Origin of the sequence: Pelobacter propionicus DSM 2379 (assembly GCF_000015045.1) — a bacterium.
GTDB lineage: Bacteria > Desulfobacterota > Desulfuromonadia > Geobacterales > Pseudopelobacteraceae > Pseudopelobacter > Pseudopelobacter propionicus.
In genome coordinates this window covers 1405460-1431824 of sequence record NC_008609.1, presented here as the reverse complement: position 1 = coordinate 1431824, position 26365 = coordinate 1405460, and the positions used below count along the sequence as shown (strand labels likewise).

Annotated in this window: 21 protein-coding genes and 1 tRNA gene; 10 read left to right on the top strand and 12 right to left on the bottom strand. The window is 60.8% G+C overall.

All coding sequences use genetic code 11. The annotated features are described in order from the left end of the window. Nucleotides 1-83: 83 nt before the first annotated feature. From PPRO_RS06695 to pheA, 5 genes are read right to left on the bottom strand one after another with little or no spacing between them, the layout of a single operon-like run. On the bottom strand, nt 84-926 hold the full coding sequence (locus PPRO_RS06695; RefSeq protein WP_011735262.1) for a 4-hydroxy-3-methylbut-2-enyl diphosphate reductase: 843 nt from the start codon (nt 924-926) through the stop codon (nt 84-86). Continuing rightward, complete coding sequence (gene cmk, locus PPRO_RS06690) at nt 923-1624, bottom strand: (d)CMP kinase (RefSeq protein WP_011735261.1); 702 nt, start codon at nt 1622-1624, stop codon at nt 923-925. The genes PPRO_RS06695 and cmk overlap by 4 nt, the downstream gene beginning before the upstream one ends. Then, nucleotides 1621-2916, bottom strand: a complete 1296-nt coding sequence (gene aroA, locus PPRO_RS06685; protein ID WP_011735260.1) for a 3-phosphoshikimate 1-carboxyvinyltransferase — start codon at nt 2914-2916, stop codon at nt 1621-1623. The genes cmk and aroA overlap by 4 nt, the downstream gene beginning before the upstream one ends. Before the next feature lie 40 nt (nt 2917-2956). Further along, on the bottom strand, nt 2957-3820 hold the full coding sequence (locus tag PPRO_RS06680) for a prephenate dehydrogenase (RefSeq protein WP_011735259.1): 864 nt from the start codon (nt 3818-3820) through the stop codon (nt 2957-2959). Nucleotides 3821-3834: 14 nt separating this feature from the next. Next, complete coding sequence (pheA, locus tag PPRO_RS06675; RefSeq protein WP_011735258.1) at nt 3835-4914, bottom strand: prephenate dehydratase; 1080 nt, start codon at nt 4912-4914, stop codon at nt 3835-3837. A 226-nt stretch (nt 4915-5140) separates the two neighbouring features. Between pheA and PPRO_RS06670 the strand changes: the two genes are divergently transcribed. Then, entirely contained in the window at nt 5141-5557 is a 417-nt protein-coding gene (locus PPRO_RS06670) for a secondary thiamine-phosphate synthase enzyme YjbQ (RefSeq protein WP_011735257.1), read from the top strand. Between the two features lie 311 nt (nt 5558-5868). On the opposite strand, the gene glnD is transcribed toward PPRO_RS06670, so the two are convergent. After that, on the bottom strand, nt 5869-8586 hold the full coding sequence (gene glnD / locus PPRO_RS06665) for a [protein-PII] uridylyltransferase (protein WP_011735256.1): 2718 nt from the start codon (nt 8584-8586) through the stop codon (nt 5869-5871). A gap of 238 nt (nt 8587-8824) precedes the next feature. Here glnD and PPRO_RS19400 point away from each other — a divergent pair, with 238 nt between their 5' ends. Both PPRO_RS19400 and PPRO_RS06655 read left to right on the top strand, forming a co-directional pair. Continuing rightward, nucleotides 8825-11659, top strand: coding sequence for a hybrid sensor histidine kinase/response regulator (locus tag PPRO_RS19400; RefSeq protein WP_011735255.1), 2835 nt, complete (start codon nt 8825-8827; stop codon nt 11657-11659). After that, nucleotides 11656-12615 (top strand): diguanylate cyclase, encoded by a 960-nt coding sequence (locus PPRO_RS06655; RefSeq protein ID WP_011735254.1) that lies wholly within the window; start codon nt 11656-11658, stop codon nt 12613-12615. Before PPRO_RS19400 ends, PPRO_RS06655 begins: the two co-directional genes overlap by 4 nt. Nucleotides 12616-12862: 247 nt before the next feature. On the opposite strand, the gene PPRO_RS06650 is transcribed toward PPRO_RS06655, so the two are convergent. Further along, nucleotides 12863-13174 carry a hypothetical protein gene (locus tag PPRO_RS06650; protein WP_198138336.1) on the bottom strand — a complete coding sequence of 104 codons (312 nt, stop codon included), beginning with the start codon at nt 13172-13174 and terminating at the stop codon, nt 12863-12865. Nucleotides 13175-13518: 344 nt separating this feature from the next. Here PPRO_RS06650 and PPRO_RS06645 point away from each other — a divergent pair, with 344 nt between their 5' ends. Beyond that, nucleotides 13519-14397 carry an EamA family transporter gene (locus PPRO_RS06645; RefSeq protein WP_011735252.1) on the top strand — a complete coding sequence of 293 codons (879 nt, stop codon included), beginning with the start codon at nt 13519-13521 and terminating at the stop codon, nt 14395-14397. Here the strand turns inward: PPRO_RS06645 and PPRO_RS06640 are convergent. Continuing rightward, nucleotides 14388-14861, bottom strand: coding sequence for a methylated-DNA--[protein]-cysteine S-methyltransferase (locus PPRO_RS06640; RefSeq protein WP_011735251.1), 474 nt, complete (start codon nt 14859-14861; stop codon nt 14388-14390). The two genes, PPRO_RS06645 and PPRO_RS06640, sit on opposite strands and share 10 nt — an antisense overlap. Before the next feature lie 91 nt (nt 14862-14952). Between PPRO_RS06640 and PPRO_RS06635 the strand changes: the two genes are divergently transcribed. After that, nucleotides 14953-16338 (top strand): sodium:solute symporter family protein, encoded by a 1386-nt coding sequence (locus tag PPRO_RS06635; RefSeq protein ID WP_011735250.1) that lies wholly within the window; start codon nt 14953-14955, stop codon nt 16336-16338. A gap of 91 nt (nt 16339-16429) precedes the next feature. Here the strand turns inward: PPRO_RS06635 and PPRO_RS06630 are convergent, their stop codons facing one another. Continuing rightward, on the bottom strand, nt 16430-19876 hold the full coding sequence (locus tag PPRO_RS06630; protein WP_011735249.1) for a pyruvate carboxylase: 3447 nt from the start codon (nt 19874-19876) through the stop codon (nt 16430-16432). 220 nt (nt 19877-20096) lie between these two features. Between PPRO_RS06630 and PPRO_RS06625 the strand changes: the two genes are divergently transcribed. The 5 genes from PPRO_RS06625 to PPRO_RS06610 all read left to right on the top strand — a co-directional run bounded on the left by PPRO_RS06625 (nt 20097) and on the right by PPRO_RS06610 (nt 23527). Next, nucleotides 20097-21170: a branched-chain amino acid aminotransferase gene (locus tag PPRO_RS06625; RefSeq protein WP_011735248.1), complete on the top strand. Its 1074-nt coding sequence runs from the start codon at nt 20097-20099 to the stop codon at nt 21168-21170. Nucleotides 21171-21278: 108 nt separating this feature from the next. Then, on the top strand, nt 21279-21434 hold the full coding sequence (locus PPRO_RS21215) for a hypothetical protein (protein WP_086003632.1): 156 nt from the start codon (nt 21279-21281) through the stop codon (nt 21432-21434). A gap of 58 nt (nt 21435-21492) precedes the next feature. Then, nucleotides 21493-22101, top strand: a complete 609-nt coding sequence (locus tag PPRO_RS06620; RefSeq protein WP_011735247.1) for a MarC family protein — start codon at nt 21493-21495, stop codon at nt 22099-22101. Nucleotides 22102-22218: 117 nt separating this feature from the next. Then, nucleotides 22219-22294, top strand: a tRNA-Thr gene (locus PPRO_RS06615). Nucleotides 22295-22381: 87 nt separating this feature from the next. Further along, nucleotides 22382-23527 carry a site-specific integrase gene (locus PPRO_RS06610; protein WP_011735246.1) on the top strand — a complete coding sequence of 382 codons (1146 nt, stop codon included), beginning with the start codon at nt 22382-22384 and terminating at the stop codon, nt 23525-23527. A gap of 142 nt (nt 23528-23669) precedes the next feature. Here PPRO_RS06610 and PPRO_RS06605 read toward each other — a convergent pair whose 3' ends face one another. Genes PPRO_RS06605 through PPRO_RS06595 form a run of 3 tightly spaced genes read right to left on the bottom strand, consistent with a single transcriptional unit; the run spans nt 23670 to nt 26212 of the window. Next, nucleotides 23670-23918 (bottom strand): hypothetical protein, encoded by a 249-nt coding sequence (locus PPRO_RS06605; protein ID WP_011734407.1) that lies wholly within the window; start codon nt 23916-23918, stop codon nt 23670-23672. A gap of 19 nt (nt 23919-23937) precedes the next feature. Beyond that, nucleotides 23938-24768 (bottom strand): ExeA family protein, encoded by an 831-nt coding sequence (locus PPRO_RS06600; RefSeq protein WP_011734879.1) that lies wholly within the window; start codon nt 24766-24768, stop codon nt 23938-23940. Then, nucleotides 24758-26212, bottom strand: a complete 1455-nt coding sequence (locus PPRO_RS06595) for an IS481 family transposase (RefSeq protein WP_011734404.1) — start codon at nt 26210-26212, stop codon at nt 24758-24760. Before PPRO_RS06595 ends, PPRO_RS06600 begins: the two co-directional genes overlap by 11 nt. Nucleotides 26213-26365: the final 153 nt, after the last annotated feature.

The window sequence follows — 26365 nt, the reverse complement described above, 5'->3', positions numbered from 1 at the left end:
ATACCCCCTGAACGTTTTCTTTTTTCATGCTTTGCGTGTTCGTTACAAAACAAGCAGACAATCTACCACAGATATATAAATTATCAATTCTTTTTATTGATTTCCCCGATCCTGCCCATCACCTCATCGATAATCCATTTGGGGGTCGACGCGCCGGCAGTGACTCCCACCGTGGCAACCCCCTCGAACCAGGCGGGGTCAATCTCGGCTGCGGTCTCGATGTGGTGAGTCCGCGGCTGCAGTTCCGCGCAGACTTCGGCCAGGCGGCGCGTGTTGGCGCTGTTGAAACCGCCCACCACCAGCATGCAGTCAACCTGGCGGGCCAGTTCCTTGGCCTCCTCCTGGCGAACAGCCGTTGCGTCGCAGATGGTGTTGAATACGCGGATTTCGCCCCCCCGCTGGAGACACTCCGAAACCACGTTCTTCAGATTCTCGAATGACTGGGTCGTCTGGGCGACCACGCCGATCTTGTTCATGATCGGTAGCTTCCTGACCTCTTCGCCCGATCCGACCACAAAGACCTTGTCACCACCGTAGGAGACGATACCCTGCACCTCGGGGTGGTCGGCATCGCCCACCACTACCACACCGTAGCCGGTTTCCGACAGACTCTTGACGTGCTCCTGGGCCTTTTTCACGAAGGGGCAGGTGGCATCCACGATCTCCAGCTTCTTTTGCATGGCTTCGGCGATTTCGTGGGACGCAACGCCGTGGGAGCGGATGATGATCGTGCCGCTGTCCATGCTGTCCAGGTCCTTCAGCGCCCGCACCCCCATCTCTTCCAGCTTCTTGACCACCTGGGGCGAATGAATGATCGGACCCAGAGTATAGGTTTTCTTGTCCATCCCGGCCGCCTCGAAGGCCATCTGTGTGGCGCGCTTGACGCCGAAGCAGAAACCGGCTCGCTTGGCAAGGATTACTCTCATTCCACTGACTCCCCACAGACGTATTTTTGCCGGACAAAGGCCTCCATGCAGGCCACCACCTCATCGATACCCATGTCCGAGGAATCAACGTCGATGGCATCCTCGGCCCTCCTCAGGGGGGCGATGTCACGCCGACTATCCTGCTCGTCCCGCTGAACCACGGCCGCAACGGTTTCCTGAAGGGTGGTCGTCTCCCCGCGAGCGATCAGCTCATCGTAGCGCCGTTTTCCGCGAACCTCGGGCGTGGCGGAGAGGAAGAACTTCAGATCGGCATCGGGAAACACGACCGTCCCGATATCGCGTCCCTCCAGCACGACCCCTCCCTGGCGTCCCATCTCCCGCTGGGCCGAGAGCAGCGCGTCACGCACCGGCCTTAAGGCCGAAACGCGCGATGTCAAGTGCGACACCTCGTGGGTACGGATCTGATCGGTGACATCCTGGCCATTGGCGAAAACCCGCTGCACGCCGCCATCTGTCTCCAAGCGCACGCACAGGTCAGCGCAGAAGCGGGCAACGGCATCGCCATCTGCCAGGTCAAGACCGGCACGCTTGATCAGTACGGCTGCGGCACGGTACATGGCACCGGTATCGATCTGCAGATAACCGAGCCGCTTGGCCAGAAGGCGTGCAATGGTGCTCTTGCCGGCCCCGGAAGGGCCGTCGATGGCGATAACCAGTCCTCGTGGCTGCCGGTTCATGGAGCACCCGTACGAAAGCGTTCCAGCAGGGAGAAGAAGTTGGGAAAGGAGGTCGATACGCAGTCGATATCGTTCACCCTGACAGCGTCCGCAGACACCAGGCCGGCCACGGACAGGGACATGGCGATGCGATGGTCGCCAAAGCTTTCGGCCACGCCTCCGCCCAGACGCTCCACGCCGGTGATGTCCATCCCCTCGTCGCACTCGTCCACCGTCACCCCCAGGGTTCGCAGATTCACCGCCATGGCGCTGATGCGGTCGGTCTCCTTGACCCGCAACTCGCGGGCATCGCGGATGGAGGTGGTCCCTTCGGCGCAGGCGGCGGCCACGCAGATGGCGGGAAACTCGTCGATGGCGCGCGGCACCGTCTGCCCCTCGATGCGCACCCCCTTGAGGCGGGAGGAGCGCACCAGGATATCGGCCACCGGTTCGGCGGAAACCTCGCGTTCATCCACCAGTTCTATGCTTCCGCCCATGGAGCGCAGCACGTCGATGATGCCGGTGCGGGTCGGGTTGACCCCCACGTTGCGGATCAACAGCTCGGAATCCGGCGTGATCAGCGCGGCAACGATAAAGAACGCCGCCGAGGAGATGTCACCGGGAACGTGGATTTCCTGCGCATGCAGTTCGATCCCTCCCTTGACCGTCACGCCGTTGTGGAAGGTTTCCAGAGACGCCCCGAACAGGGCGAACATCCGCTCGGAGTGATCGCGGGAGAGACTCGGTTCGCGCACCGAGGTGTCGCCATCGGCGTACAGGCCGGCCAGCATGATGGCCGACTTGATCTGGGCGCTGGACACCGGAGACTCGTAGCCGATGGCATTCAGGGTTCCGCCGCTGATGGCAAGTGGCGCCAGGTTTCCCCCGGCGCGCCCCAGTATGCGGGCGCCCATGCGGGAGAGCGGCTCCACGACCCGTTTCATGGGGCGCTTGCGCAGGTACTGGTCACCGCTGAGCACGGAAAAGAAGTTCTGGCCGGCCAGGAGGCCGGTCAAAAGCCGCATGGATGTGCCGGAGTTGCCGCAGTCGAGCACGTCCCCCGGCTCCTCCAGACCATGCAACCCCCTGCCGTGAATGGACAGCAGGTGGCCATCGTCGTCGATGCGCACCCCCATGGCACGGAAAGCAGCCATGGTAGCCATGTTGTCTTCACCGCGCAAAAAGCCGCGTACGGTGGTTACGCCATTGGCGATTGCGCCCAGCATGATTGAGCGGTGGGAGATGGATTTGTCGCCGGGAACGACCAGTTCCCCCTTCAGTGATGACCCCGGAGTGATGCTGATGGAATTCACGAATACTCCAGTCATGGTATGCAATTGCACAGAATTTGGTTCAGAGGATACCATCGCGAAACTGCTTGGCGATGGTAAAAAATTCGGCCAGTCCCGGGGAGTCGCCGCTGTCGATCCGCCGGCGCAACTCAGCCAGACTCGCCGAAAAGCCGTCGATGCTCGCCAGGAGCGCCCGACGGTTCATCAGTGCGATGTCACGCCACATGACCGGGTCCGACGAGGCGATGCGGGTAAAATCGCGAAAACCGCCGGCGCTGTAGGAGAGCACATTCTCCCCCTCGGCATCGGCCGTCCCCACGGCATGCACCAGGGCATAGGCCACGGCATGGGGGAGGTGCGATATCTCGGCCAGGATACGGTCGTGGCGCTCCGGATCCATGGAGCAGACATTGGCGCCGGCTACCCGCCACAAGCGGGCCACGGTCTCGTAGGCCTCCCTGTCCGTCCGTTCCGTGGGGGTCAGGATGCAGCGCTTACCTTGATAGAGGGTGGCAAAGGAGGCGGAGGCTCCCGAATTCTCGGTTCCGGCGATAGGGTGCCCCCCCACGAAATGACAGCCTTCGGGTATCAGTTTCTCGCATTCCCTGACGATCTCGGCCTTGACGCTGCCGCCATCGGTGACGATGCATCCGGGAGCGAGAGACGGTGCGATGGCGCCAACCATGGCGGAGATGGAGCAGACCGGAATGGATATGAAGACCAACTGGGCGCCTGCCACCCCCTCGGTCGCGTTGAAGGAGATCTCGTCAACGATTCCCTGGGAAAGCGCATGCTCCAGGTTGGCCCGCGATCTACCGATGCCGACCACATGCCTGACCGCCCCGGCCTGGCGCAGCGCGCGTGCGAAGGAGCCGCCGATCAGTCCCACGCCGACTATTGCCAGCCGCTCAATAATACAGGACATGCCGCGTCGCCCCCTTACATTGACCGCGGGTACGACCCGAGGATTTTCAGGAACTGGCAGCACAACCGCAGTTCTTCCAGCGCTTCCGCAACCTGGGGATCGGATGAGTGGCCGAACAGGTCGAGAAAAAAGATGTACTCCCAGGCCTTCTTTTTGAAGGGGCGCGATTCGATCTTGGAGAGGTTGATGCCGCGCTTGGCAAAGGGTTCCAGCATGCGGAAGAGAATCCCCGGCTCGTCCTTGACCGAAAAGAGGACCGAGGTCTTATCGTTTCCGGAGCGTTCGCACCCCTTGCGGCTGACAACCAGAAATCGGGTGAAGTTGTTGACCTGGTCCTCGATCCTGCTCCTGACGACCTTGAGGTCGTAGAGCGTTGCCGCCAGTTCGCTGGCGATGGCGGCGGCCGAGTAGTCTTCGCTGACGATCTGGGCGGCCACGGCGGTGGAAGCCACATCAACCACCGGTATGCCGGGCAGGTTATCCTCCAGCCACTGGCGGCACTGGGCTATGGGCTGAACGTGGGAGTAGACCTTCTTGACATCCTCCAACCGACCGGTGCGCGACAAGAGGTCGTGATGGACCTCCAGCAGGATCTCGGCGGTGATCTTGAGCCCGCTGTCCACGAACATGTCCAGGGTGTGAGAGATGACCCCCTCGGTGGAGTTCTCCACCGGCACCACGCCGTAGAGCGCCTTTTCCTTTTCAACCTCTTCGAAAACAGCTGGTATGGATTTGAGTGGCACCAACTCGGCGGAAAGGCCGAATTGCTGCATAGTCGCCAGATGGCTGAAGGTCGCCTTGGGACCAAGAAAAGCCACTTTCATGGGCGACTCGAGGGAGAGGCTGGCAGAGATGATCTCGCGGTAGACGCTGCGCAGGGCATCGTTAGGGAACGGCCCCGGGTTTACGTTCAGCAGGCGCTCGTAGATCTGGCGTTCACGCCCCGGCACATGAAAATCCATGTTGCTGCCGGACTTGAGCCGACCGACCTCCAGGACCACCCGCGAACGTTCGTTGAGGAGCGCCACGATCTGGTCGTCGATACCATCGATCCTGGCGCGAAGCTGTTCAATTGTCGGAGTATTCTGCTGCAATGGGGGCCGCCTGGCGCAAGGTTGGAATTGAATCGGGTGGATAAATGTAGTGCATTGCCACCCAAAAAGCAACCCATTTTGAATCCAGCCCGGCGGGGGCGCGATGGGGTGCGCCAATTCGCTGAAAGCGCGGCCATGGACCAGCGCCAGGGTGCCATGCTATATACAAGGGAAGTTGAATCAGGAACAGGTTCCGGACGGGACATCCCACCCAAGGAGAGAGAGAATGAAGTCATACCGCAGGGAACTCTGGTTTGAGACCAGAAAGCGACGCGAGCTGATCAACATCACCCCAACCATTGCCGACTGTCTGCGGGAGAGCGGTATAGCCGAGGGGATCCTGCTCTGCAATGCCATGCACATCACGGCCAGCGTCTTTATTAATGACGACGAATCCGGGCTGCATCAGGATTTCGAGGTCTGGCTCGAGGGACTGGCGCCGGAGAAGCCGCACTCCCGCTATCGCCACAACGGCTACGAGGACAACGCCGATGCCCACCTCAAAAGGAGCATCATGGGACGCGAAGTGGTGGTGGCGGTCACGAAGGGTGAACTTGACCTGGGGCCCTGGGAACAGATCTTCTACGGGGAGTTCGACGGGAAACGGCGCAAACGGGTGCTGGTCAAGATAATCGGGGAATAGACGGGGGCACTCGCACGAATCATAGGCATAACTTCTTAAATATACACCATAAATTCCTTTTTAAACAGTCTGCTTTTTTTCGTTTCCGGTGCTATAGTGTAGACAGGGATGAAAAACCGATACGGTCTGACAAAGGAGGCGATGATACCATCGACGATACTCCACCGGGCATAGCTCTCCACCAGGAGGCGGTATGGGTCCGGAAGCAGCAGGAGCCGGACTGATTCCTTGAAAAGGAAAAATCAGAAGTAAAAACGCAGAAGCCCGCCGAACAATTTTGGCGGGCTTTTCATGTGCCTTTCATTTTCCTCTCACACCCACCCGTCAATGGCAGATTTGAGACGTTCCCTGACGCTTTCCAGCTTTGCCTCGTCCATAATCTTATGCCCAAAGATATCGCGCACATAAAACACGTCGGCAACCTGATCCACCTTGGTTGATATCTTGGAGACACCGATGTAGAGCCCCAACTGGGTCAGCGTGCTGGTGATCAGGTAGAGCAACCCGACCTTGTCGTGGGTGTAGATATCTATGACCGTGTACCCTTCGGAGACCTGGTTGTCGAAGTCGATACGCGTGGGAAAGCGAGGCGCGGGACGAACCATGAGCTGCGAGGGGCGCTGTCGCTTATCCACCATGGCCGCCACGTCGGCCTCGCCCAGAAGGACCCGTTCCGTGTCGTCGCGCACCTTCTTCCAGCAGTTCTCGTCACCGATGATCTTTCCCCTGGGCGAGTTGACCTGAAGGATATCCAGAACCTTGCCGTTTCTGCTGGTGTTGATCTGCGCCCCCAGGATATTGATTCCGTTGGCCGCCATGACGCCGGTGATACGCGAAAAGAGCCCCGGCATGTCATGGGTGCAGATGGTGAACTCCGAATAGCCGCTCTCCCGGTTGTGAACGAGCCGGGTCAGGACCGGAGCCCCCCCCAGCCCCAGCCCCAGCAACAGGCGGATATGACCGGCAATCTGATCGGGGTCATGGGAGAGCAAAAGCCGCATGGGCATGGCCCTGAGTTCCGCCTGAACCGCAGTGGGGGCACATTCATTTCCAAGGAGTCCCGCCACCTTGCGCATGACCGACTTGACCCGTTCACTGCTGGCCTCAAGGCGAAAGTCGCCCCGCTCCAGCACATCGAATGCACGTTCATACAGTTCCTGGAAGAGCAGCGCCTTCCAGGTGGTCCAGACATCGACCCCCACTGCCCTGATGTCGGCCACGGTCAGCAGATAGAGCATCTTCAGGTTTTCACTGGTTTCCATGTGCCGGGCGAACTGAATGATCATCTTCTCGTCGCCCAGGTCGCGGCGCTGGGCGATATGGGCGAAATAGAGATGCCGCCGCACCAGGAACTCCAACCGCTCGCTGCACTCCCGGGACAGTCCCAGCCGCCGCGCGATGGTGGGTATCATGGCAGCTCCCTTGTCGGCGTGACTGCCGCCACTCCCCTTGCCGATGTCATGCAGCAGCACCGCCAGGTAGAGCAGCTCCGGCTTGTTGACCTGGGCCGCCACCTGACAGGGGAAGCGCAGTTCGTTCTTCAGTTCCCCCGCAAGCATTTTCTCGGCCTGTTCCACGGCGAACAGCGTATGGATGTCCACGGTAAAGATATGGTAGACATCGTGCTGCACCTTGCAGTAGATCAGTTCCATCTCGGGGATGAAGTGATTGAGAAACTCCAGGTGGTGCATCAGGCGCAGCGTCCTGGCCACACCCCGGGGGGCCCGCAGGATGTTCATGAACGACGTGCCCACCTCGCGGCTGCGCCGGAACTTGTCATTAACCATATGCAGGCTCCTGCGCACCAGTCCCATGACCGGAATACCCAGCTCGACGCCATGCTTCTGGGCAAGCTCGAAAATGCGCATCAGCACCACCGGCTGGCGTTCCACCACCCCCTCGTCGGGAACGATCAGCTCCCCCTTGAGGATGAAGCAGCCGTCGCCGATGGGACGGCGCACGAAATAGCCCAGAATCTTAAGCGCCCCCTCGTCGCGCCAGACGCAGCGAGACACCAGGGTGGAGACCAGGTATTCCACCCGGTTGGCATGGCGGTAGTAGTCGCGCATGAAGTCCTCCACCGCCAGGACCCGTTCATGCTGCTTATATCCGAAGAACTGCGCCAGATGCACCTGGGCATCGAAGGTCAGCTGCTCGTTCTTGCGCCCGCTGAAGTAGTGCAGTTCGTTGCGGATGCGCCAGAGAAAATCCAGGGCGCTGAAGTAACTGTCCAGCTCCTCCTCGGTGACGACACCCTTGACGATCAGCTCCCGGGGATCACTGAACTTGTACTTGATACGCGCCACCCAGAGGGCGGTCTGCAGGTCGCGCAGCCCCCCCTCCCCCTCTTTCAGGTTGGGCTCCAGCAGGTAGACGGTGGAACCGTACTTTTCCCGGCGGGCCTTCATCTCCTCGACCTTGGACTTGATGAATTTGTCGCTGGAGCGGGGCAGGATCTGGCTGAAAATCGTCTTGTGCAGATCAGTGAAGAGCGACGTGCTTCCCTTCAGGTTGCGGGCATCCATCAGGGCGGTCTTGACCGTCCCGTCGCTGGCTGCCATCTCGATGCAGTCGCCGATGGTGCGTACCGAATAGCCCACATCCAGCCGCATGTCCCAGAGGAAGTAGAGCAGCTTCTGGGCGATATCCTCCACCGTTGCCACCGGAATGTCGCCATCGTGAAGGAACATGATATCGATGTCGGAATAGGGATTCAACTCGCCACGGCCATAGCCCCCCACCGCCACCAGGTTGATATGATCCATGTAGCCGCCGCTGATGTCCAGGTCATCGACGATGGAATGGAACAGCCGCTTGATCAGCTCATCCATCATGCGGCTGATCAGATGTGTCACCTCGCTGCCCGATGCGCCGGCATTGTGCCGTTTCCTGATCTCTTCGCGGTAATGGGAAAGAAAATTCTTGCTGCCCGAAAAATAGAGCGGTCGTTTCTCCTCGAAACCGGCCATGCCGGTATCGCCCACCTCGTGAATGTCGTCGGGAAAATAGGAATCAATGGAAAAGTGCATGTCATCTCCCCTGTCTGGGCTGCGGTTTGTTATGTATGCTATGAATCGTCCCGTCATGGCAACCGTTTTTTGAATGCATGAAGCATACCCATCAGTGGACTAGAGCGAACTTTCCCGCCCACCAGGAACAGTCTCTTTTTATGAAACGCGGCGAACAAAAAACTTTTGCGCTCGAAGGCGTATGCTATAGTTCTACAATCGGACCAACGCCTTACAGGATATTGCCCAGGGACGACCTATGGAGACCGGGACACAGCCCCCCCGAACACACTACCAACTCGCCTGTTTCCGCCCCCCCCTTGCTCTGGCTCTGGCGCTAGGGGCGGTGGGGAGCCTCGGCGCCTGCTCCCTCGGCCAGCAGCCGACCAGCAATGACTGGCTGCTGGGGGGAGCGCTGCTGACATCGATACTGCTCCTGGTTCTCTCCCTGCGCCATTCGGCGCACCTCCGGGACAGGAAGTCGAAACTTCAGGCTAAACTGAGGGAGAAAGAGCTGCGCCTGGACCTGGTCAGGAAGACATTCCAGATCGGGTTCTGGGAGTATGAACCCGGAGGCGACGGAGAGCACGGCGACGATGCCATGCTTCGCTTCCTCGGAAAACAGGCCGATGAATCAGCCTCTCTCTACGAAAGCTGGCGAGCCTCGGTGTTACCTGAGGACCTGGTCGAGGTCGAGGGGGGGCTACGTGCCGCACTGAACGAAAAGACACCCTTCGACACCACCTACCGCTTCCGCCGGGACGACGGCCAACTGCGCGTGATCAGGGCACATGGCCGGTTGCGGAAGCGCGAAGAGGGCAGGCCACCATGCCTGATCGGCGTGAGCAAGGACATCACCGAACTGGTCCAGAGCGAGCATGCCATGAGGGACAACGAGCGTTTTCTCAAGATCCTGGCCAATGTCATTCCCGGCATGGTGGGATACTGGACCTATGAACAGTACTGCGCCTTTGCCAACGACGAATACCAGCTCTGGTTCGGCAGGAGTCCCGAAGAGATGCTGGGCATGCACATACGAGAACTGCTGGGTACGGAGCTGTATCAAGACATCGAGCCATTCATCCACGGGGCGCTGGAGGGAGTTCCCCAGCACTTCCAGCATGCATTGACACGGTCCGATGGCCAGCACTGCCACACCATGATCCACTACATACCGGACATGGAGGGGGAGCAGGTCCGCGGTTTTTACGAACTGGTCTCGGACATCACCGAGCTCAAGCAGACCCAGTTCCGGTTGGAGGAACTGAACACGGCCCTGCAGCAACGCACCGAGGAGGCCGAGGCGGCCAACGCGGCCAAAAGCCGCTTCCTGGCGAACATGAGCCACGAAATCCGCACCCCCATGAATGCCGTGCTGGGACTGCTGCACCTCTTGCAGCGCACCGAGCTCTCGCCCCGGCAGCATGACTACATCGAAAAGGTGCAGATGGCCTCCCGTTCTCTGCTGGGAATCCTGAACGACATCCTGGATTTTTCCAAGATCGAGGCGGACAAGATGGAGCTGGAGACGGTTCCTTTCTTTCCCCAGGAACTGCTGAACAACCTGGCGGTGTTCCTCTCCCCTTCCTTGCAGAACAAGAAGGTTGAACTGCTCTTCGACGTCGACGCCGACCTGCCCCCCACCCTCCTGGGGGACGCCCTGCGGCTGCAGCAGGTGCTGCTCAACCTGACGGGAAACGCGGTCAAGTTCACCGAGCAGGGACGGATTGTCGTTACCATCCAGGTAGTATCCCTCACCCCGGACCAGGCCCGGGTCAGGTTCTCGGTGAAGGATACCGGCATCGGCATCCCGGCCGACAAACTGGAGAGCGTCTTCACGGGATTCGTGCAGGCCGAGTCCTCCACCACCCGACGTTTCGGCGGCAGCGGTCTGGGACTGACCATCAGTCGCCGCCTGGTTCGTCTGATGGGGGGCGAACTGGAGGTGGAAAGCACGCTGGGCAAGGGGAGCACCTTCCACTTCACCATCACCCTTGGCCGGGACGGTGACACGCCGGCCATGAACGGCCGCGCGTACACCGGCCGCAACGGTGCAGGACAGAGGAGTCGCTTGAAGGGGTTGCACCTGCTGGTGGTGGAGGACAACCCCATCAACCGACAGATCGCCCAGGAACTGCTCAGCCAGGAGGGTGCCGGCGTCGAAGTCGCCTCAAGCGGCCGCCAGGGACTGGACCTGATCGCCCGGGCACAGGCCCCGTTCGACGCGGTGCTGATGGACATCCAGATGCCGGACATGGATGGCTACTCAGCCTCGCGCCGGATTCGCGATGCCCTGGGCATGATCAATCTCCCCATCATCGCCATGACCGCCAACGCGCTCCCGGACGACCGCAGGCGGTGCCATGCCGCGGGCATGGACGGCCATATTGCCAAACCGATCGATCCGGAGACGCTGATCGCCGTCCTGCAGACCCACTGCGGCGACACCACGAAGCAGGCGGAACCGCAGACGGCAGATTCAGTCCTCGGTGGTGCACAGCCCGAGTTTTCGCCACAAGATGCCCTCACCCGCCTGAACAACAACCGCGGCCTGTATGCCCGGCTGGCCCGTTCCTTTGAACGTGATCAGGCCGCAGTCGCGGAACGCGTGCGCGACCAGTTGCGGCAGGGGCAGATTGACAGTGCCGCCAGCGACCTGCATACCCTCAAGGGGGTGTCGGCGACCCTGGGCGCCATGGCACTGTCCCGTTGCGCGGCCGAAGCTGAAGCGCTGCTCCGCGGAGGCCGGCCCCTGGGCGAAATCCTGCTCAACGATCTTGAGCGGCACTTCGCCGAGGCGTGCGACTTATTGCGCCGGTTGGCCGACGAGCTTGACCCGCCTCGAGAGGGGGCCGGAGAGGAATTGCCTGACATCACCCCGGACCGGGGAGAGGTGGCCGCGCGCCTGGCTTTCATGGAAGATCTGCTGCGCGTCGGCAACATGCGGGCGCTGAACGAATACGAGGGGATCAGGCGGATCTGCGGCAGGGATCTGCGCCAACGGTTCTTCCTGCTGGACGATGCCGTCAAACGGCTCAATTTTCCCGCTGCCGCCACCCAATGCCGAATCATTCGAGAGGAACTATCACCATGACTTCCGACATCTCTTCACCCAGCGAACCACAAGCAGCAAGTGCACCCGAACCACTCCCGCGTCTGTTGATCGTCGATGACGAGCCGACCAACATCCAGAGCCTGTACGAGATATTCCGGAGTGATCACGAGGTGTTCATCGCAACCAGCGCCCTGCAGGGACTGGAGATGTGCGACACCAACCCGCCAGACCTGATCATGCTGGACATCGTCATGCCGAGCATGAACGGGCTGGAAATGTGTCGCCAGCTTAAGAGCGACCAGAGGACACGGGATATCCCGGTAATCTTCGTCACCGCCTACGGTAATCCCGAGGAAGAGACCCGCGGACTGGAGGCAGGGGCGGTGGACTTCATCATGAAGCCGTTCAACAGCGCGGTGGTCCGCGCCAGGGTCCAGACCCACCTGACCATGAAGGCCCAGGCGGACCTGCTCCGCTCCATGGCGTTCATCGACGGCCTGACCGGTGTCGCCAACCGCCGCCGCTTCGACGAGAGCCTGGAGGCGGAGTGGCGCCAATGCCGGCGACACAGGGCCCCCCTGGCCCTGCTGATGATCGATATCGATCACTTCAAGAAGTACAACGACAGCTATGGCCACCAGGAGGGGGATGTCTGCCTGCGAAAGATTGCCACGCTGCTGCGGGAAGAGTTGGGGCGGCCCCACGATCTCGTCGCGCGCTACGGCGGCGAGGAGTTCGCCTGTCTTTTGCCGGGGGTGGACATGGAAGGCGCCATGTACAAGGCCCAGTCCATCCTGACGGCGCTCCACAGACAGGCCATTCCCCACGTATCGTCCGAGACGGCGCCCTTCGTCACCATCAGCCTCGGGGTGGCGGTCACGTCTCCGGGACCGGAGCCAAGGCACGGGCAGCTGGTGGCCACGGCCGACACCCAACTCTACAAAGCCAAACAGCAGGGACGCAACCGCATCTGCGGCCAGGAAGTAACCGACTGAAACGGCTGGAGCGGCTAACAGCCCCGGATATGACTATTTTCGGATTTCAAAGAAATATGGAGAGGAGAGAGCGATCGTTTTCGGGGAGTCAATACTCCTCAAGGGAGGCGTGGGGGAAGCTTCCGTCCAGCCAAAACAGAACACGGCAGAGCTCCCAGGGAGACCCTGCCGTGTGCAACCGGTCCACGAACATGTTCATTCGCCGAGAGAAGGGGGCATCGCGCTCAACACCCTGCGCTCCCGCTCCCTAGCGCGCTCCTCCCGCCTTTCCGACCAGCAATGACAACCCGGCCATCGACGGACCTGAGCACTGGGTCAGGGAAAACATGCGAAAGAACGCCGAGTCCTTCACATTCAGACCATCGGGAACCTGGGCAAAGAGCATGTTTTCACCGGTATCGCAGTTGGGCTTGATCCATAGTGCCATGCCCTGCGGCAATCCATGGGTCAAATACATGGTGGTGAACAGGTCTTGCGACGCGTCGTAGCGGGCCAGATCATCTTTGCTGAGCGAGAACGTGTACCACGACATAGCAACCTCCCCTTTCCGTTTTTTCAAGTCCCGCCTCCAGATACGCAGCAGCGGATTACGTGTTCAACTATACTGCTGAACCGCGGCAATTCAACGCCAAGGCCAAGGCCACGAAAAGAACGCCCCCCCCGCTGGCGAGCCGGGGATACAGGCAACGCCACCATGCCACCTCCCCCCTTTCTGCGGCCACAGGATCAGCCGCTACCGCGGCAATGAATCCGTGACGCTTGTAATCCCGCCCCCCCGTGGTACGAAGAAACAATAATCCGGCTTCATATCAGACCATGCACGAAAGGGCTCCCTTTTCAGGATTAGATGAAGCACGACGCTCCGACACGACAAGCGCCGCTCCCCATCGCCAGGAAACAGCCATGATCTCTCCCTGGATTCCCCTCTCCCTGCTCTGCGCCTTCTCCCTTGCCACCAGCGATGCGCTGGCAAAACGCGCGCTTACGCACCACAACGAACACCTGATCCTCTGGCTGCGGCTTCTGCTCGCTTCGCCGTTTCTTTTGGCCATGCTGCCGTTCATCCCGATCCCCACCCTTGCCCCCGGCTTCTACCGTGCAACGCTCGTGTCGCTCCCACTGGAGGCACTGGCAAGTGTGCTCTACATCCGGGCGCTCAAGCTCTCCCCCTTGAGCCTGACGCTGCCGCTTCTGGCCCTGACACCGTTGTTCCTGCTGGCCGTCCCCTCCCTGCTGCTGGGAGAGCGCATCTCCCGCGCCGGCACAGCGGGTGTACTGCTGATCGTCACCGGGACCTATTGCCTCAACCTCGGCAGGGCCAGGAGGGAGTTCCTGGAACCGTTGCGGGCCACCATGCGCGACAGGGGTGCGCGCTGCATGCTGGGAGTGGCCCTGATCTACAGCGTCACATCAACCCTGGGCAAGCAGGCCGTGGCAGCTTCATCGCCCCTCTTCTTCGCCGCGATCTACATCCCGCTTCTTACGCTCTTGCTGACTCCCCTTGCGCTGCGGAACATGAAGGGGGGTGTACGGGGAGTGTTTGCCAGCGGAGCAGTGAAGGAGGCTATCCTGCCCGCACTTTTCTATGCCCTGATGGTGCTGACCCACATGAGCGCCATAGCCATGACCAGGGTCGCCTACATGATATCCCTGAAACGGCTGAGCCTGCTGATGGGAGTCATCTACGGACACGTCCTGTTCCATGAGCAGGGAATTGCCGGGCGACTGGCAGGCACACTGCTGATGCTCTGCGGCGTGGCGCTGATCACCCTCTATCCCTGAGGGCACGCTCTCCCCCTCTCCAGTTCCAGCAGCCGCCTCTTCATCTCCAAGCCGCCGCGGTAGCCCACCAGCTTCCCGCTACAGCCGATGATCCGGTGGCAGGGGATGAAGATGGGGATCGGATTCCTGTTGTTGGCCATCCCCACCGCACGCACGGCTTTGGGGTTGCCCAGTGCGGTGGCGATATCCCGGTAGCTGGCCGTCCGGCCGTAGGGCACCCGGCGGAGTTCCTGCCACACCCGCTGCATGAAGGGGGTGCCGTCCGGCATGAGCGCCAGGGAAAAATCGGTCAGTTCTCCCGCCAGATAGCGTTCAAGTTGCTGAAAAGCTTCTCGCAAGAGCGGCGTCTGGCCCTGTTCCATCTCCCGCGGCACGCTATCCCCCCCCAGGAAGAGGTGGCTGATGCCTCCCCCCTCCTCGGCGATGCCGATTCGTCCCAGACAGGTTTCCTGAAAATGCACCATGGCTTCCTCCTTATCTATGCCCGCAGCATAACGCTCCTTTGACAAGGGCAGTCTGCGCGGTTTACACTGCCCCTCCCGAAGGAGGTCCGGTGTGCCCAACGTTTCAGCACTCTTCATGGTACCATTTCTGCTCACCATCGCCGCCATGGTGGCGGTGGCCGTAACCAGCGCGCGCAACGTCCGCTCGGCAGGAGATTTCTCCCTGGCCGGTCGAAAGGCGAACAGCCGGGACGTGGCCGGCGGAATCCTGGGCACCCTGGTGGGGGGAGCCGCTACCATCGGCACGGCCCAACTGGCCTACCTGCATGGCCTGTCGGCCTGGTGGTTCACCCTGGGCGCCGGCATCGCCTGCCTGTTCCTCGGCCTGGCCCTGGCCCCCTCACTGCGCGGGGGCATGGCAGCCACCATCCCCCAGTTCATATCACGCTACCACGGCGAACGGGCACGGGTCTGCGCCAGCCTCTTCTCGGCCCTGGGCATGTTCATCCACATCGTGGCCCAGCTTTTGGCCGCAGGAGCGCTGCTCTCGACTCTCTTCCAGATTTCCCTTCCCGGTGGCGCCCTGGCAGCCCTCTTGCTCACCGCCCTGTTCACCGTGGGGGGCGGCATGCGCAGCGCAGGCCCCCTGGGGGTGATCAAGACGACTCTGATCTACGCCATCATGCTGGCCGGCGGCATCCTGGTCATCTCAACCGGAGGAGGGTTACAGGAACTGAGACGCTCCCTGCCCCCCTATCCCTGGTTCTCCCTGTTCGGCTACGGAGTATCGGAGGGTATCTCCGACCTCTGCTCCCTGCTGGTGGGGGTCATCTCCACCCAGACCTACCTCCAGTCAATCTTCTCGGCCCGCGACACGGTCGCGGCAAGGAACGGCGCCCTGATCAGCGCCCTGCTGATGCCCCCCCTGGGGCTTTTGGGGATCGCCATCGGAATGTACATGCGCGTGCATGCGCCGGGCATCGACAGCGCCAAGGCCCTGCCGCTCTTCCTGGCCCAGCAGTTCCATCCCGCACTGGCCGGGGTTGCCTTCGCCGCGCTTTTGATCGCTGCCGTCGGCACCGCCGCCGGCCTGGCCATGGGTGTCGGCACGACCCTCTACGTGGACGTGGTGTCGAAACTGAAGCGGACGGCATCCCACGAACTGCCGCTGATGCGGCTGCTCACCCTGGGCGCCCTGCTGGCAGCCTTCGCCGTCCTGCTGTCCGATCCGAATTCTGCCATCATGAAGTGGAGCTTCCTTTCCATGGGGCTGCGGGGCGCCACCCTCTTCCTGCCGCTGCTTTTGGCCATATTCCTGGGTGAGCGCACCAGCGCCCGGGGAGGCGCCCTCTCCATCTACGCCGCACCCACGGCGGTGATCATCGCCGGGGTTATACCCTCCCCCATACCGCCGCTCTACGCCGGCCTGGCCGTCTCCCTTGCTGCCATGCTGCTGGGCTTCGCCTGGCAGCGTCTGGCACCCGGAGCACGAAACTGAGACACCTCCCTGTTGTACCCCGGACATAAAAAGCCCCCCGGGGCAGCGCATCGGGGGGCTTGTTTCAACGGGAGCAGGAGCAGGACAGGGCTCAACCCATGACGATTAACAGGTCGTCCTTCTCCACCTTGTCCCCTTCCTTGAACTTGACCTCCATCACCCGGCCGTCGACTTTGGCCTTGATGTTGGTCTCCATCTTCATGGCTTCGGTTACCATCAGCACATCACCGGCCTTGACCTCGAAGCCCGGCTTGACATTGACCTTGAACACCTTGCCCGGCATGGGAGCGCCGATATGGCTGGGGTTGTCCCTGTCGGCCTTGTCGCGCACGAACACGCCGCTGGTGACCGAACGGTCGCGGATAATCACCGAACGGTTATTGCCGTTCAGGGAGAAGGAAACCACGCGGGTGCCATCATCGTGCAGGCGGCCGATGGCGTTGAGGGCGATGATCAGGGTCTTGCCCGGCTCGATGTCCAGGGAGGTCTCCTGCCCCGGCTCAAGGCCGTAGAAGAAGATCGGGGTCGGTATCACCGAGGTGTCGGAATACTTCTGGAGATGCTTGTCGAAGTCCGGGTACACGTTGGGATAGAGGATGGCGGAGAGCAGCGCCTTGTCGTCCACCGGGTGCCCCAGCTTTTCCTCCAGCTTGCGGCGTTCCTCCTGGAAGTCGATCGGCTGCAGGAGCTCGCCGGGACGGCAGGTGATCGGCTGCTCTCCCTTGAGTATGATCCGCTGCAGGTCGGCAGGCCATCCCTGGTGGGGCTGTCCCAGCATCCCCTTGAACATGCCGACCACCGATTCGGGGAAGGCCAGCTCTTCCCTGGCGGTGTAGATATCCTCCGGCTGCATGTTGTTCTTGACCAGGAACATGGCCATGTCCCCCACAACCTTGGAGGTGGGGGTGACCTTGACGATGTCGCCGAACAGGAGGTTCACCTTGCGGTACATCTCCTTGCACTCCTCCCAGCGGTCGATGAGCCCCATGCCCGCAACCTGCGGCTTGAAGTTGGAGTACTGTCCGCCCGGAATCTCATGCTCGTAGACCTCGGCCGTGCCTCCCTTGAGGCCGGACTCGAAGGGGGCGTAGTAATCCCGCACCGTTTCCCAGTAGTTTGACAGCTGCTGCAGGCCGCGGCCGTTGACCAGCGGGTCGCGCTCGCTCCCCTCCAAGGCCGAGGCGATGGCGTTCAGGCTGGGCTGGGCGGTCAGGCCGGACAGGGCGGAGAGGGCCGCATCCACGATATCCACCCCGGCCTCGCTGGCCTTGAGCAGGGTGGCGCCGCCGTTGGAGGAGGTGTCGTGGGTATGCAGATGCACCGGGATGCCGATGTTCTCCTTAAGCGCCTTGATCAGCCGGTAGGCGGCAAAGGGCTTGAGCAGGCCGGCCATGTCCTTGATGGCCAGGATGTGGGCGCCCATCTTTTCCAGTTCCTTGGCCAGGTTGACGTAGTATTCCAACGGATACTTGTCACGCTTGGGATCGGTGATGTCGCCGGTGTAGCAGATGGCCGCCTCGCAGATCTTGCCTGTCTTGCGCACCGCCTCCATGGCCACCTGCATGCCTGTGGTCCAGTTGAGGGAGTCGAACACGCGGAAGACGTCGATGCCTGAGCGGGCCGCCTCATCGACGAAGCGTTCCACCACGTTGTCCGGGTAGTTGGTGTAGCCCACGGCATTGGAGCCGCGCAGCAGCATCTGCAAGAGGACATTGGGCACTTTCTCCGACAGGGCATGCAGCCGTTGCCAGGGGTCTTCCTTCAGGAAGCGCATGGAGACATCGAAGGTCGCTCCTCCCCAGCACTCAAGGGAGAAGAGCTCCGCCCCCAGGTAGGAGGTGGGCTCGGCGATCTTGAGCAGGTCATAGCTGCGCACGCGGGTGGCCAGGTTGGACTGGTGGGCGTCGCGCATGGAGGTATCAGTCAGAAACAGCCGTTCCTGCTCCAGCACCCACGTGCAGAATGCCTCGGCGCCCATCTTTCTGAACAGGTCGCGGGTCCCCTGGGGGCGGGGGGAGAGCACATCCACCTCGGGCACCCTGGCTTCGGCAAGTTGGGACGACTTCATGCGCTCGGTGATGCCGGGAATACCATTGACAACCACCTCGCCCAGGTAATTGAGCAGTTTGGAGGCACGGTCCTTCCGCTCCTCGAAGACCAGAAGCTCGGGATGCTTGTCAATGAAGGAGGTGTCGCACTTCCCCTCCAGAAACACCGGGTGGGTAACCACGTTCTCCAGGAAGGCGATGTTGGTCTTGACCCCGCGGATCCTGAACTCCCGCAGGGCCCGGTCCATGATATGGGCCGCCTCCGGGAAGGTAAGTCCCCAGGTGCCCACCTTGACCAGCAGCGAATCGTAGTGGGGGGTGATCCTGGCGCCGGTGGTGGCGTTGCCGGCGTCCAGACGCACCCCGCAGCCGGCAGCAGAGCGGTAGGTGGTCAGCATGCCGAAATCAGGGGCGAAGTTGTTGGCCGGATCTTCGGTGGTCACGCGGCACTGGATGGCATAGCCGCGCATGTTGATGGCGCCCTGGGAAGGGATATTGATCTCCGGGTCAGAGAGGGCGTAACCGCCGGCCACCAGGATCTGGTTCTGCACCAGGTTGCGGCCGGTGATCATCTCGGTCACGGTATGCTCCACCTGGATGCGGGGGTTCATCTCCATGAAGTAGTAACGCCCCTGCTGATCCACCAGGAACTCCACCGTACCGGCATTGCGGTAGTTGACCTGCCGGGCGATCTTCAGCGCAGCGTCGCACAGTTCCTCGCGCAGTTCGGGGGTGATGCAGAGGGAAGGCGCGAACTCCACCACCTTCTGGTGGCGGCGTTGCACCGAGCAGTCACGCTCGAAGAAATGCACCAGGTTGCCGTAGTTGTCCCCCAGCACCTGCACCTCGATATGCTTGGGGTTCTCCAGATAGCGTTCCAGGAACACGGCCGCGTTGCCGAAGGCAGCCTTGGCCTCGCTCCCGGCCGCCACCAAGCCTTCCAGCAACTCTTTCTGGTTGTGGGCCACACGCATGCCGCGACCGCCGCCGCCGGCCGCCGCCTTGACGATGATCGGGTAACCGTACTGCTTGGCGAACTTCAGGGCATCCTCTTCCCGCTCGATGGGATCCTCGGTGCCAGGCACCACATTGACACCGGCAGCCGTGGCCATCTTGCGGCCGGCAACCTTATCCCCCAGGGCGCGTTGCATCTCGCCCGTGGGACCGATGAAGACGATGCCGTTGGCCTCGCACTTCTCGGCAAACTCGGCGTTCTCGGACAGAAATCCATAGCCGGGGTGGATCGCCTCCACACCGACCTTCAGCGCCAGGGCGATGATCTCGTCGATGCCCAGGTAGGCCTCCACGGGCGCCTTGCCCTTGCCGATCAGGTAGGCCTCATCAGCCTTGTAACGATGCAGCGACAGTTTGTCCTCTTCGGAATAAATGGCCACCATCCTGATGCCCAGCTCGGCGCAGGCGCGGAAGATGCGGACGGAAATCTCGCCGCGGTTGGCTGCCATGATTTTTTTAAACTTCCTCTTCTGCATTGAATGACCTCCTGATCCTGATAAGTATCGCTATGTCCGGCAAACGCGGCGACAATCCATCGCCAAAAAAAGATACAAGCTATTTTATATAGTTACACCTCTACAAACTAGGCACTAAATCATGTTTTCCACGAATTTGTCAACAGGGTTTTTGGCCTTGCCGTAACGTAGCGGATATGATACAAAAATCTTCATTTAATGTTGTCCCGGAGGCGTTGTCATGGATATTCAAGTCCTTCCGCTCCCCGCGGAAAAAATGAAACAGAAAGCACAAGACGAAACCAAGCTCAGCTTTGGCCGGCAATTCACCGACCGCATGCTGCTGGTGGAATGGAAGGCCGACCAGGGGTGGTGCGACGCGCGCATCCAGCCCTACGCTCCCTTTGTACTTGATCCCTCCTGCCTGGTGTTCCACTACGCCCAGGAGATATTCGAAGGCCTGAAGGCCTACAAATGGGCCGACGGCAGGATAGCGCTGTTCCGTCCCGAGATGAACGCACGGCGCTTCAACCAGTCCGCCGACCGGCTCTGCATGCCGGACGTGCCCGAGGAACTGTTCCTGGGTGGCATCGAGAAACTGCTCTCCCTGGAGAAGGAGTGGATTCCCGGCGCGCCGGGAACCTCGCTCTACATCCGGCCGGCCATGATCGCCGTGGAACCGGTGCTGGGCGTCAAGCCGTCAAGCCACTACTACTTCTTCGTCATCCTCTCCCCGGTGGGCGCCTACTACTCCGCAGGCTTCAACCCGGTCAGCATCATGGTGGAAGACCACTACGTGCGCGCCGTACCCGGCGGCACCGGCGAAGCCAAAACCGGCGGCAACTACGCCAGCTCGCTCAAGGGGGCGCTGGAGGCCAAGAACAAGGGCTATGACCAGGTGCTCTGGCTGGACGGCCGCGAACAGCGCTATGTCGAGGAAGTCGGATCCATGAACATGTTCTTCGTCTATGGCGACACAATCGTTACCGCGGCCATGAACGGCTCGATCCTCTCCGGCATCACCCGCGATTCCATACTCAAACTGGCTGTCTCATTGGGATACCGGGCAGAGGAACGCAGCATCGAAATCAATGAGTTGATGGACGACATCAGGGGCGGCAAGGTGACCGAGGCCTTTGGCAGCGGCACCGCGGCCGTGGTCTCGCCGGTGGGTAAACTCTGCTTCAAGGACGAGGTCGTCCACCTGAGCGGAGGCACGGTGGGCGCGATAACCCAGAAACTGTACGACACCCTGACCGGCATCCAGACCGGAAAAATCAAGGACGAGTTCGGCTGGGTCAGGTTCGTCGCCTGACAGAGCGCGATCACGCACAATCCGCGCAGCCGCTCCCGGGCACGAGCCGTTTCCGGGGACGGCTGCGCAGGCAAATCCACAACCATGAGTCCAGCACACAGTAACAGGATGAGCCAACCAGCGAACAAGCTCTGCATATCGTGTCGCCGCACCTGCAAGCAGGCGGCCCATGCCGTCGTGGCCCAGTGTCCGCGCTACTACCCCTACAACCGCGGGCGGATGAAACAGGAATGCACCTGGAAGCAGCTGGAACTCGGCCTCTGAAGAGTCACACGTCCGTTTTCGTCCTTCCCCTTCCCCGCCCGTCCGAGGATCCGACCACATGCAGATCTACGGCAGCTTTTTTTTCGGCATCTGGATAAAGTTCTTCTTCCTGCTGACCCCCTTCTTCGTACTCTCCACATTCCTCTCCATGACCCAGCGATATGAGGCCAGGGAACGGAGGAAGCTGGCCCTGCGGGTAACCGTCGCCGTGCTGGTGGCCTGCTTCACGCTCTACTTCTTCGGCAACACCCTCTTCTCCCTGTTCGGCATAACCCTGGACTCATTCCGCATCGGCGCGGGGGCGCTTTTGTTCCTCTCGGCGGTGCAACTGGTGTACGGTGACGACAAGGCCCCGCCGGGGGGAGAACGGGAGGTCATCTCGGTTGTCCCCCTCGCCATTCCAATCACCGTGGGGCCGGGCACCACCGGAGCCCTGTTGGTCATGGGAGCGGAGATTCAACAGAGCTGGGAGATCCTGGTGGGCTGCGCGGCCCTGGCAACCGCCGTGCTCTGCATCGGCCTGCTGCTCTTCTGCGCCGCCTCCATCGAGCACCTGATCGGCAAGCGGGGGATCATCATCCTGAGCAAGATCACCGGCCTGTTTGTCGCCGCCCTGGCAGCCCAGATCGTCTTCACCGGAATACGCAATTTCATGACAGCCGGATGAATCAGAACGCCATGGCAAAGGTTGACAGATTCGAAAAAATCAGCTAATGCTAGTCTTCCGTTTCCCAGCCGGTTTTATGGCCAGAGACCGACAAAAGCAAGCCTTCGTGACATCAATGCCGTTTTAGCTCAGTTGGTAGAGCACATCACTCGTAATGATGAGGTCGTCGGTTCGATTCCGACAAACGGCTCCAGTTTAATTATTCCAATAGTTTAGTACTGTTAGAACAGAAAGACCCGTTTTTGTCACAGTTTTAGGACTGAGTGAAAGCGGGTTTTTTATGTCTAAGCACCTCTTCACTCGTAACGGTAGGTATTACTTCCGTCAGTGGTTTCCCCTTGATCTCCGCCCCCTGTTTGGCAATAAGACCGACATAGCCAAGTCGCTCAAGACCTCCAACAAGAAGGAAGCTCTGGCCCTCGCTGGTGGGCTTCAGCAGAAATTCAGCGTTGCCTTCACATTGATCCGCACGGGCTTGCTCTCGCCTGAGATGCTTGATGGATTGATGGCATACACCCTACCCTGCAAGCATCACAAACCAGCTCCCCCCCACTCACCCGTTGTATCCCCCACTTCCCAAAGAGCTTCAGTAAAGCTCTCTAAGCTCATTGATATGTACACAAAAGAGCACTCTCCGAACTGGACACCCAAGAGCCAACATGAAATTGACAGACAGCTAGAACTTCTGATGATGGTTCTTGACAACAAACCTGTCTGCGACATTGATAGGGCATCTTGTGTAAGTTGTCGGGATATACTACGAAGGCTTCCTCCTGGTTTCATGAGAATCAACAGGTTCAAGAACCTCACTGTACCGGAACTGCTTAAGGTGAATACAGGAAATGAAGGGATGCACCTCGCTACAGTAAACAAATATATGATCCTCCTTTCCTCGCTGCTCAAATGGGGAGCCAAACATGGTCATACTGATAGTAATCCCGCTGAGGGTTTGACTCTTGGGAAAGATACCCGCACCGACGAGGAACGGAAGGCATACAGCAACGATGACTTGCGGAAGGTTCTGGATCATTGCTCAGTTCAGGTTAAGCCATATAGACGATGGGTGCCTCTTATCGCTATGTACTCAGGGATGAGACTTGAAGAAATCTGCCAGCTCTCTACAGAGGACATAAGAACCATAGATGGGATTGTCTGCTTTGATGTTAACACGCAAGGAGATAAACGCCTGAAATCCAAGTCGTCAAAAAGGATTGTTCCCGTCCATCCTGACCTAATCAGCATGGGGTTGCTGGTGTATCTGGAGCAGAAGAGAGGCGCATCTCCTGCTGGGTGTAACCTGTGGGGGTTGTCAAAGGGCAGATGGGGATACGGGAAGAATGTTGGCAACTGGTACGGTAACAGCTTCAACAGGCAGTACATCACCGATGATCCGCTGAAGTGCTTCCACTCCTTCCGACACTCCTGAGAGTAAACACGATAATCGAGGGAGGTTCAGACTTGCTAATTGAGGGATCATTGCAGGCCCTGACCTGACGATCATGGATGCTGGATGGGCGGCGGTTGAGCCCTGCATAACAGTAGGTTCATCCGCCGCCCCCAGGTTTTTCCTACCTCAGTTGCCGCATGAGCTCCCTTGCCTTCTTCCGGCTGTAACCGATGTCCTCCCTCGATACGTCATACAGATAGACCGGATAGTTAAACCCTGTCTTGATGAGCAGTCCTCCGTTCCAGTCAGTGATCATGGTGATGCTTCTAATATTCCGACGGTAGCGGAACCATGTCGTATTTTCCTCCGTGATCTCCACATCGAGCGTTTCCAGCCGTCTTTTCTGGGGGTTATACACAGTGCATTCCATATCCACCTCCCGGGCTATTTCAGGAACGGCGCGGCTGACGCACGGGAGGAGTGAATAGGTCGAAGTAGAGGGGTTCGTCGATGCGCGGGAGGTTGCGCTCGGCGGCGGCGGTGAGCAGTTCCGCCGCCATGTGTGTGAGCACCCGCAGGTTTCCGTGTGCATGGGTTGCCAGGGTTTGGATCAGCTCCGGTGCGATCAACTGGGGCGCCCCGGCTTTCTGCAGGACGTAGTCCAGGTAGGAAGCCAGCTCCTGCGGGGTGAGCGCGGAGAGTTCCAGGCGGGCGCGGATGCGACTGCCCAAGGGTAGGAGTTCCGGGGTGCGGAAGCGCTGGGGGAGCCGGGCGTCGCCGCACAGCACGGTGAAGAGCAGGCTCTGGGAGTCGAAGCTCGCGCTTTGCAGGAGCCTCAGTTCGGTCAGGCACTCGGAGCTGACCTCCTGAGCCTCATCGACCAGGAGCAGCGGGCGCAAGAGAGTCGCTGCACAGTGTGCGCGCCAGCGCTCACGCAGCGCCTTGAATCCGCCATACCGGTTGGCGGGATTGAGCTGAACGCCGAATAGCTCTCCAAGCTCGCGATAGAAATCGGCGACCTTGCTTTGGGGGCGCTCCATCACCCCCACTACGATGTCGGGCAGTTGTCCCAGGCGGGCGCCAAGCCACTGCAGGGTCTTCGATTTGCCGTAGCCCGGCTCACCGGTGATCAGGGAGAACCCGCCCTGGGAGACCAGGGACTCCAGGCGCCGGGCAAAGAGTTCGGCGCCCGGCAGCGGCCAGAGCGCCTCCACGGGAAGCGCCGGCACGAACGGGTTGTACTTGAGCCCGTAGAGGGCCAGGAGAGTCTTATCGTTCATCGGGACCCTCCTTCACGGCAAGATAGGCCGGTGGAAGCCCGGTGGCGGCGTAATCCGCCAGCCACTTGCGAAGCAGTGCGGGCATCTCCTCGGGTGAGGCGTTCGCCTGGGCCGACTGCGCCGCAACCGGTTCCAGAGTGCGGCGCTGACCGGAGGCGTTTTTCTCCTTGTCCTGGGGGAGCAGCCGGGCCAAGGGATTGCAGCTGTCGGGATCCACTAGAACCATCCGGCTTACGTCCCAACCGGCATGGCGTAACGTCAGGCGGGGGAGATGCCTGAACCGCGACGGGACCTCGAAGCGCACCCCCTCGACCGTCACGGTTGCATCGCTTTTGCGCTGGGTGCGCGTAACCTGGCGGGTGAAGGCGAGATTCAAGGAGTCCATGTCGGGAGCCGAGCGGGAGACCTCCGGTCCGGCGAGCAGGCGCTCGATCGGAGCGCAGCCGATCTCGCTGTGGGTACGGCGGTGATAGTCCTGTTCGACCCACGCCTGGGTGGTGCGGTTGAGGAACTCCAGCCGCAAGGGGCTCACCCCGCGCAAAAGCTCCATGAGACGTCCCTCAAGCTGCGCCCAGAACACCTCCTGTTTCCCGTTCATATAGGGCGAGTAAGGAAGGGTTGTGTCGTGGCTCACCCCGAGTCGGGCCAGCCCCTCCCGGGTTTCCTCCGCCAGCATCGCGCTTCCATTATCGGTCATCAGAGCCCTGGGAAGCCCACGTTTCAGCATCGCCTGCGTGAGAGCATGCGCGAGGTTCTGGGCGCTTTCCGCCAGATACCACTGCAGATGGCAGCAGAGCCTGCTCCGGTCGTCCAGAACCGCGCACACCAGGGGCGTCTGCCAGCCCCCCTCCTCGTCCAGCACCTTGAGGCTTCCCTGGTGGAAGTCGAGGTGCCACAGGGCGTGCACGTGGCTCGCCTCATAGCCGCGAATCTCACGGCTTTCGCGGCGCCGGACGGCGCGGCGTTGTCCTTCGGTCGGGTTCGCGGGCTCGCGCCTTTTCTGCCACCCCTTCTCCCGCATTCGGCGAAGCACGCTCTGGTAGCTCGGCAAGGCTCCCATCTGGGGCTTTTGGGCCACTTCGGCGGCGAGGTTGTCGTAGTGCAGTTGCACCGTCCAGCGAGGATACCTGGCATACTGCACTTCCAGGGCGCTCAAGAGCGCCTCGGACAGCGCAATCTGACACCCGGCGTCCGAACGCGCCTTGCGACTCAGCGCAGCGATCGGGTCCGCGGCGTCCTTCGCCTGGTAGTACCAGCGTTCGAGCGTGGAAAAACCAAGTCGTATAGACTTCTCCGGGAGCAGGGGATGCCGGTACACCCTCTCGCTCAATTCCCGGATCTTTCCCTGCAACTCCCCGCTCGCGGCAGGGCTCGCCAATAGCGGTCCGATCACCTGCAGCCGAAACCTGGCCCAGCGCTGCTTCGGGACTACATTCTTCTTCATTTAAGGCTCCTTTCCGGCCGCCATCCAGGCGTCTCCACTGTGGAGCACCTTCGGGTCAGCCAAGAGCCGCCTTATAAACCATTCCGAGCCCGATGCGAATCCGCCATCTTTTGCGCGGACCCTTACGACAGTCCAGCTCCCTCGCCGATCCTG

What these genes read in the sequence shown, in the direction of transcription:
- PPRO_RS06695 (WP_011735262.1), bottom strand. Translation starts at nt 926, where the DNA reads ATGAGAGTAATCCTTGCCAAGCGAGCCGGTTTCTGCTTCGGCGTCAAG.
- PPRO_RS06600 (WP_011734879.1), bottom strand. Translation starts at nt 24,768, where the DNA reads ATGAACGATAAGACTCTCCTGGCCCTCTACGGGCTCAAGTACAACCCG.
- PPRO_RS06620 (WP_011735247.1), top strand. Translation starts at nt 21,493, where the DNA reads ATGCAGATCTACGGCAGCTTTTTTTTCGGCATCTGGATAAAGTTCTTC.
- PPRO_RS06680 (WP_011735259.1), bottom strand. Translation starts at nt 3,820, where the DNA reads ATGTCCTGTATTATTGAGCGGCTGGCAATAGTCGGCGTGGGACTGATC.
- PPRO_RS06625 (WP_011735248.1), top strand. Translation starts at nt 20,097, where the DNA reads ATGGATATTCAAGTCCTTCCGCTCCCCGCGGAAAAAATGAAACAGAAA.
- PPRO_RS06670 (WP_011735257.1), top strand. Translation starts at nt 5,141, where the DNA reads ATGAAGTCATACCGCAGGGAACTCTGGTTTGAGACCAGAAAGCGACGC.
- cmk (WP_011735261.1), bottom strand. Translation starts at nt 1,624, where the DNA reads ATGAACCGGCAGCCACGAGGACTGGTTATCGCCATCGACGGCCCTTCC.
- PPRO_RS19400 (WP_011735255.1), top strand. Translation starts at nt 8,825, where the DNA reads ATGGAGACCGGGACACAGCCCCCCCGAACACACTACCAACTCGCCTGT.
- PPRO_RS06640 (WP_011735251.1), bottom strand. Translation starts at nt 14,861, where the DNA reads ATGGTGCATTTTCAGGAAACCTGTCTGGGACGAATCGGCATCGCCGAG.
- PPRO_RS06655 (WP_011735254.1), top strand. Translation starts at nt 11,656, where the DNA reads ATGACTTCCGACATCTCTTCACCCAGCGAACCACAAGCAGCAAGTGCA.
- PPRO_RS06605 (WP_011734407.1), bottom strand. Translation starts at nt 23,918, where the DNA reads ATGGAATGCACTGTGTATAACCCCCAGAAAAGACGGCTGGAAACGCTC.
- PPRO_RS06645 (WP_011735252.1), top strand. Translation starts at nt 13,519, where the DNA reads ATGATCTCTCCCTGGATTCCCCTCTCCCTGCTCTGCGCCTTCTCCCTT.
- PPRO_RS06630 (WP_011735249.1), bottom strand. Translation starts at nt 19,876, where the DNA reads ATGCAGAAGAGGAAGTTTAAAAAAATCATGGCAGCCAACCGCGGCGAG.
- PPRO_RS06610 (WP_011735246.1), top strand. Translation starts at nt 22,382, where the DNA reads ATGTCTAAGCACCTCTTCACTCGTAACGGTAGGTATTACTTCCGTCAG.
- PPRO_RS06595 (WP_011734404.1), bottom strand. Translation starts at nt 26,212, where the DNA reads ATGAAGAAGAATGTAGTCCCGAAGCAGCGCTGGGCCAGGTTTCGGCTG.
- PPRO_RS21215 (WP_086003632.1), top strand. Translation starts at nt 21,279, where the DNA reads ATGAGCCAACCAGCGAACAAGCTCTGCATATCGTGTCGCCGCACCTGC.
- glnD (WP_011735256.1), bottom strand. Translation starts at nt 8,586, where the DNA reads ATGCACTTTTCCATTGATTCCTATTTTCCCGACGACATTCACGAGGTG.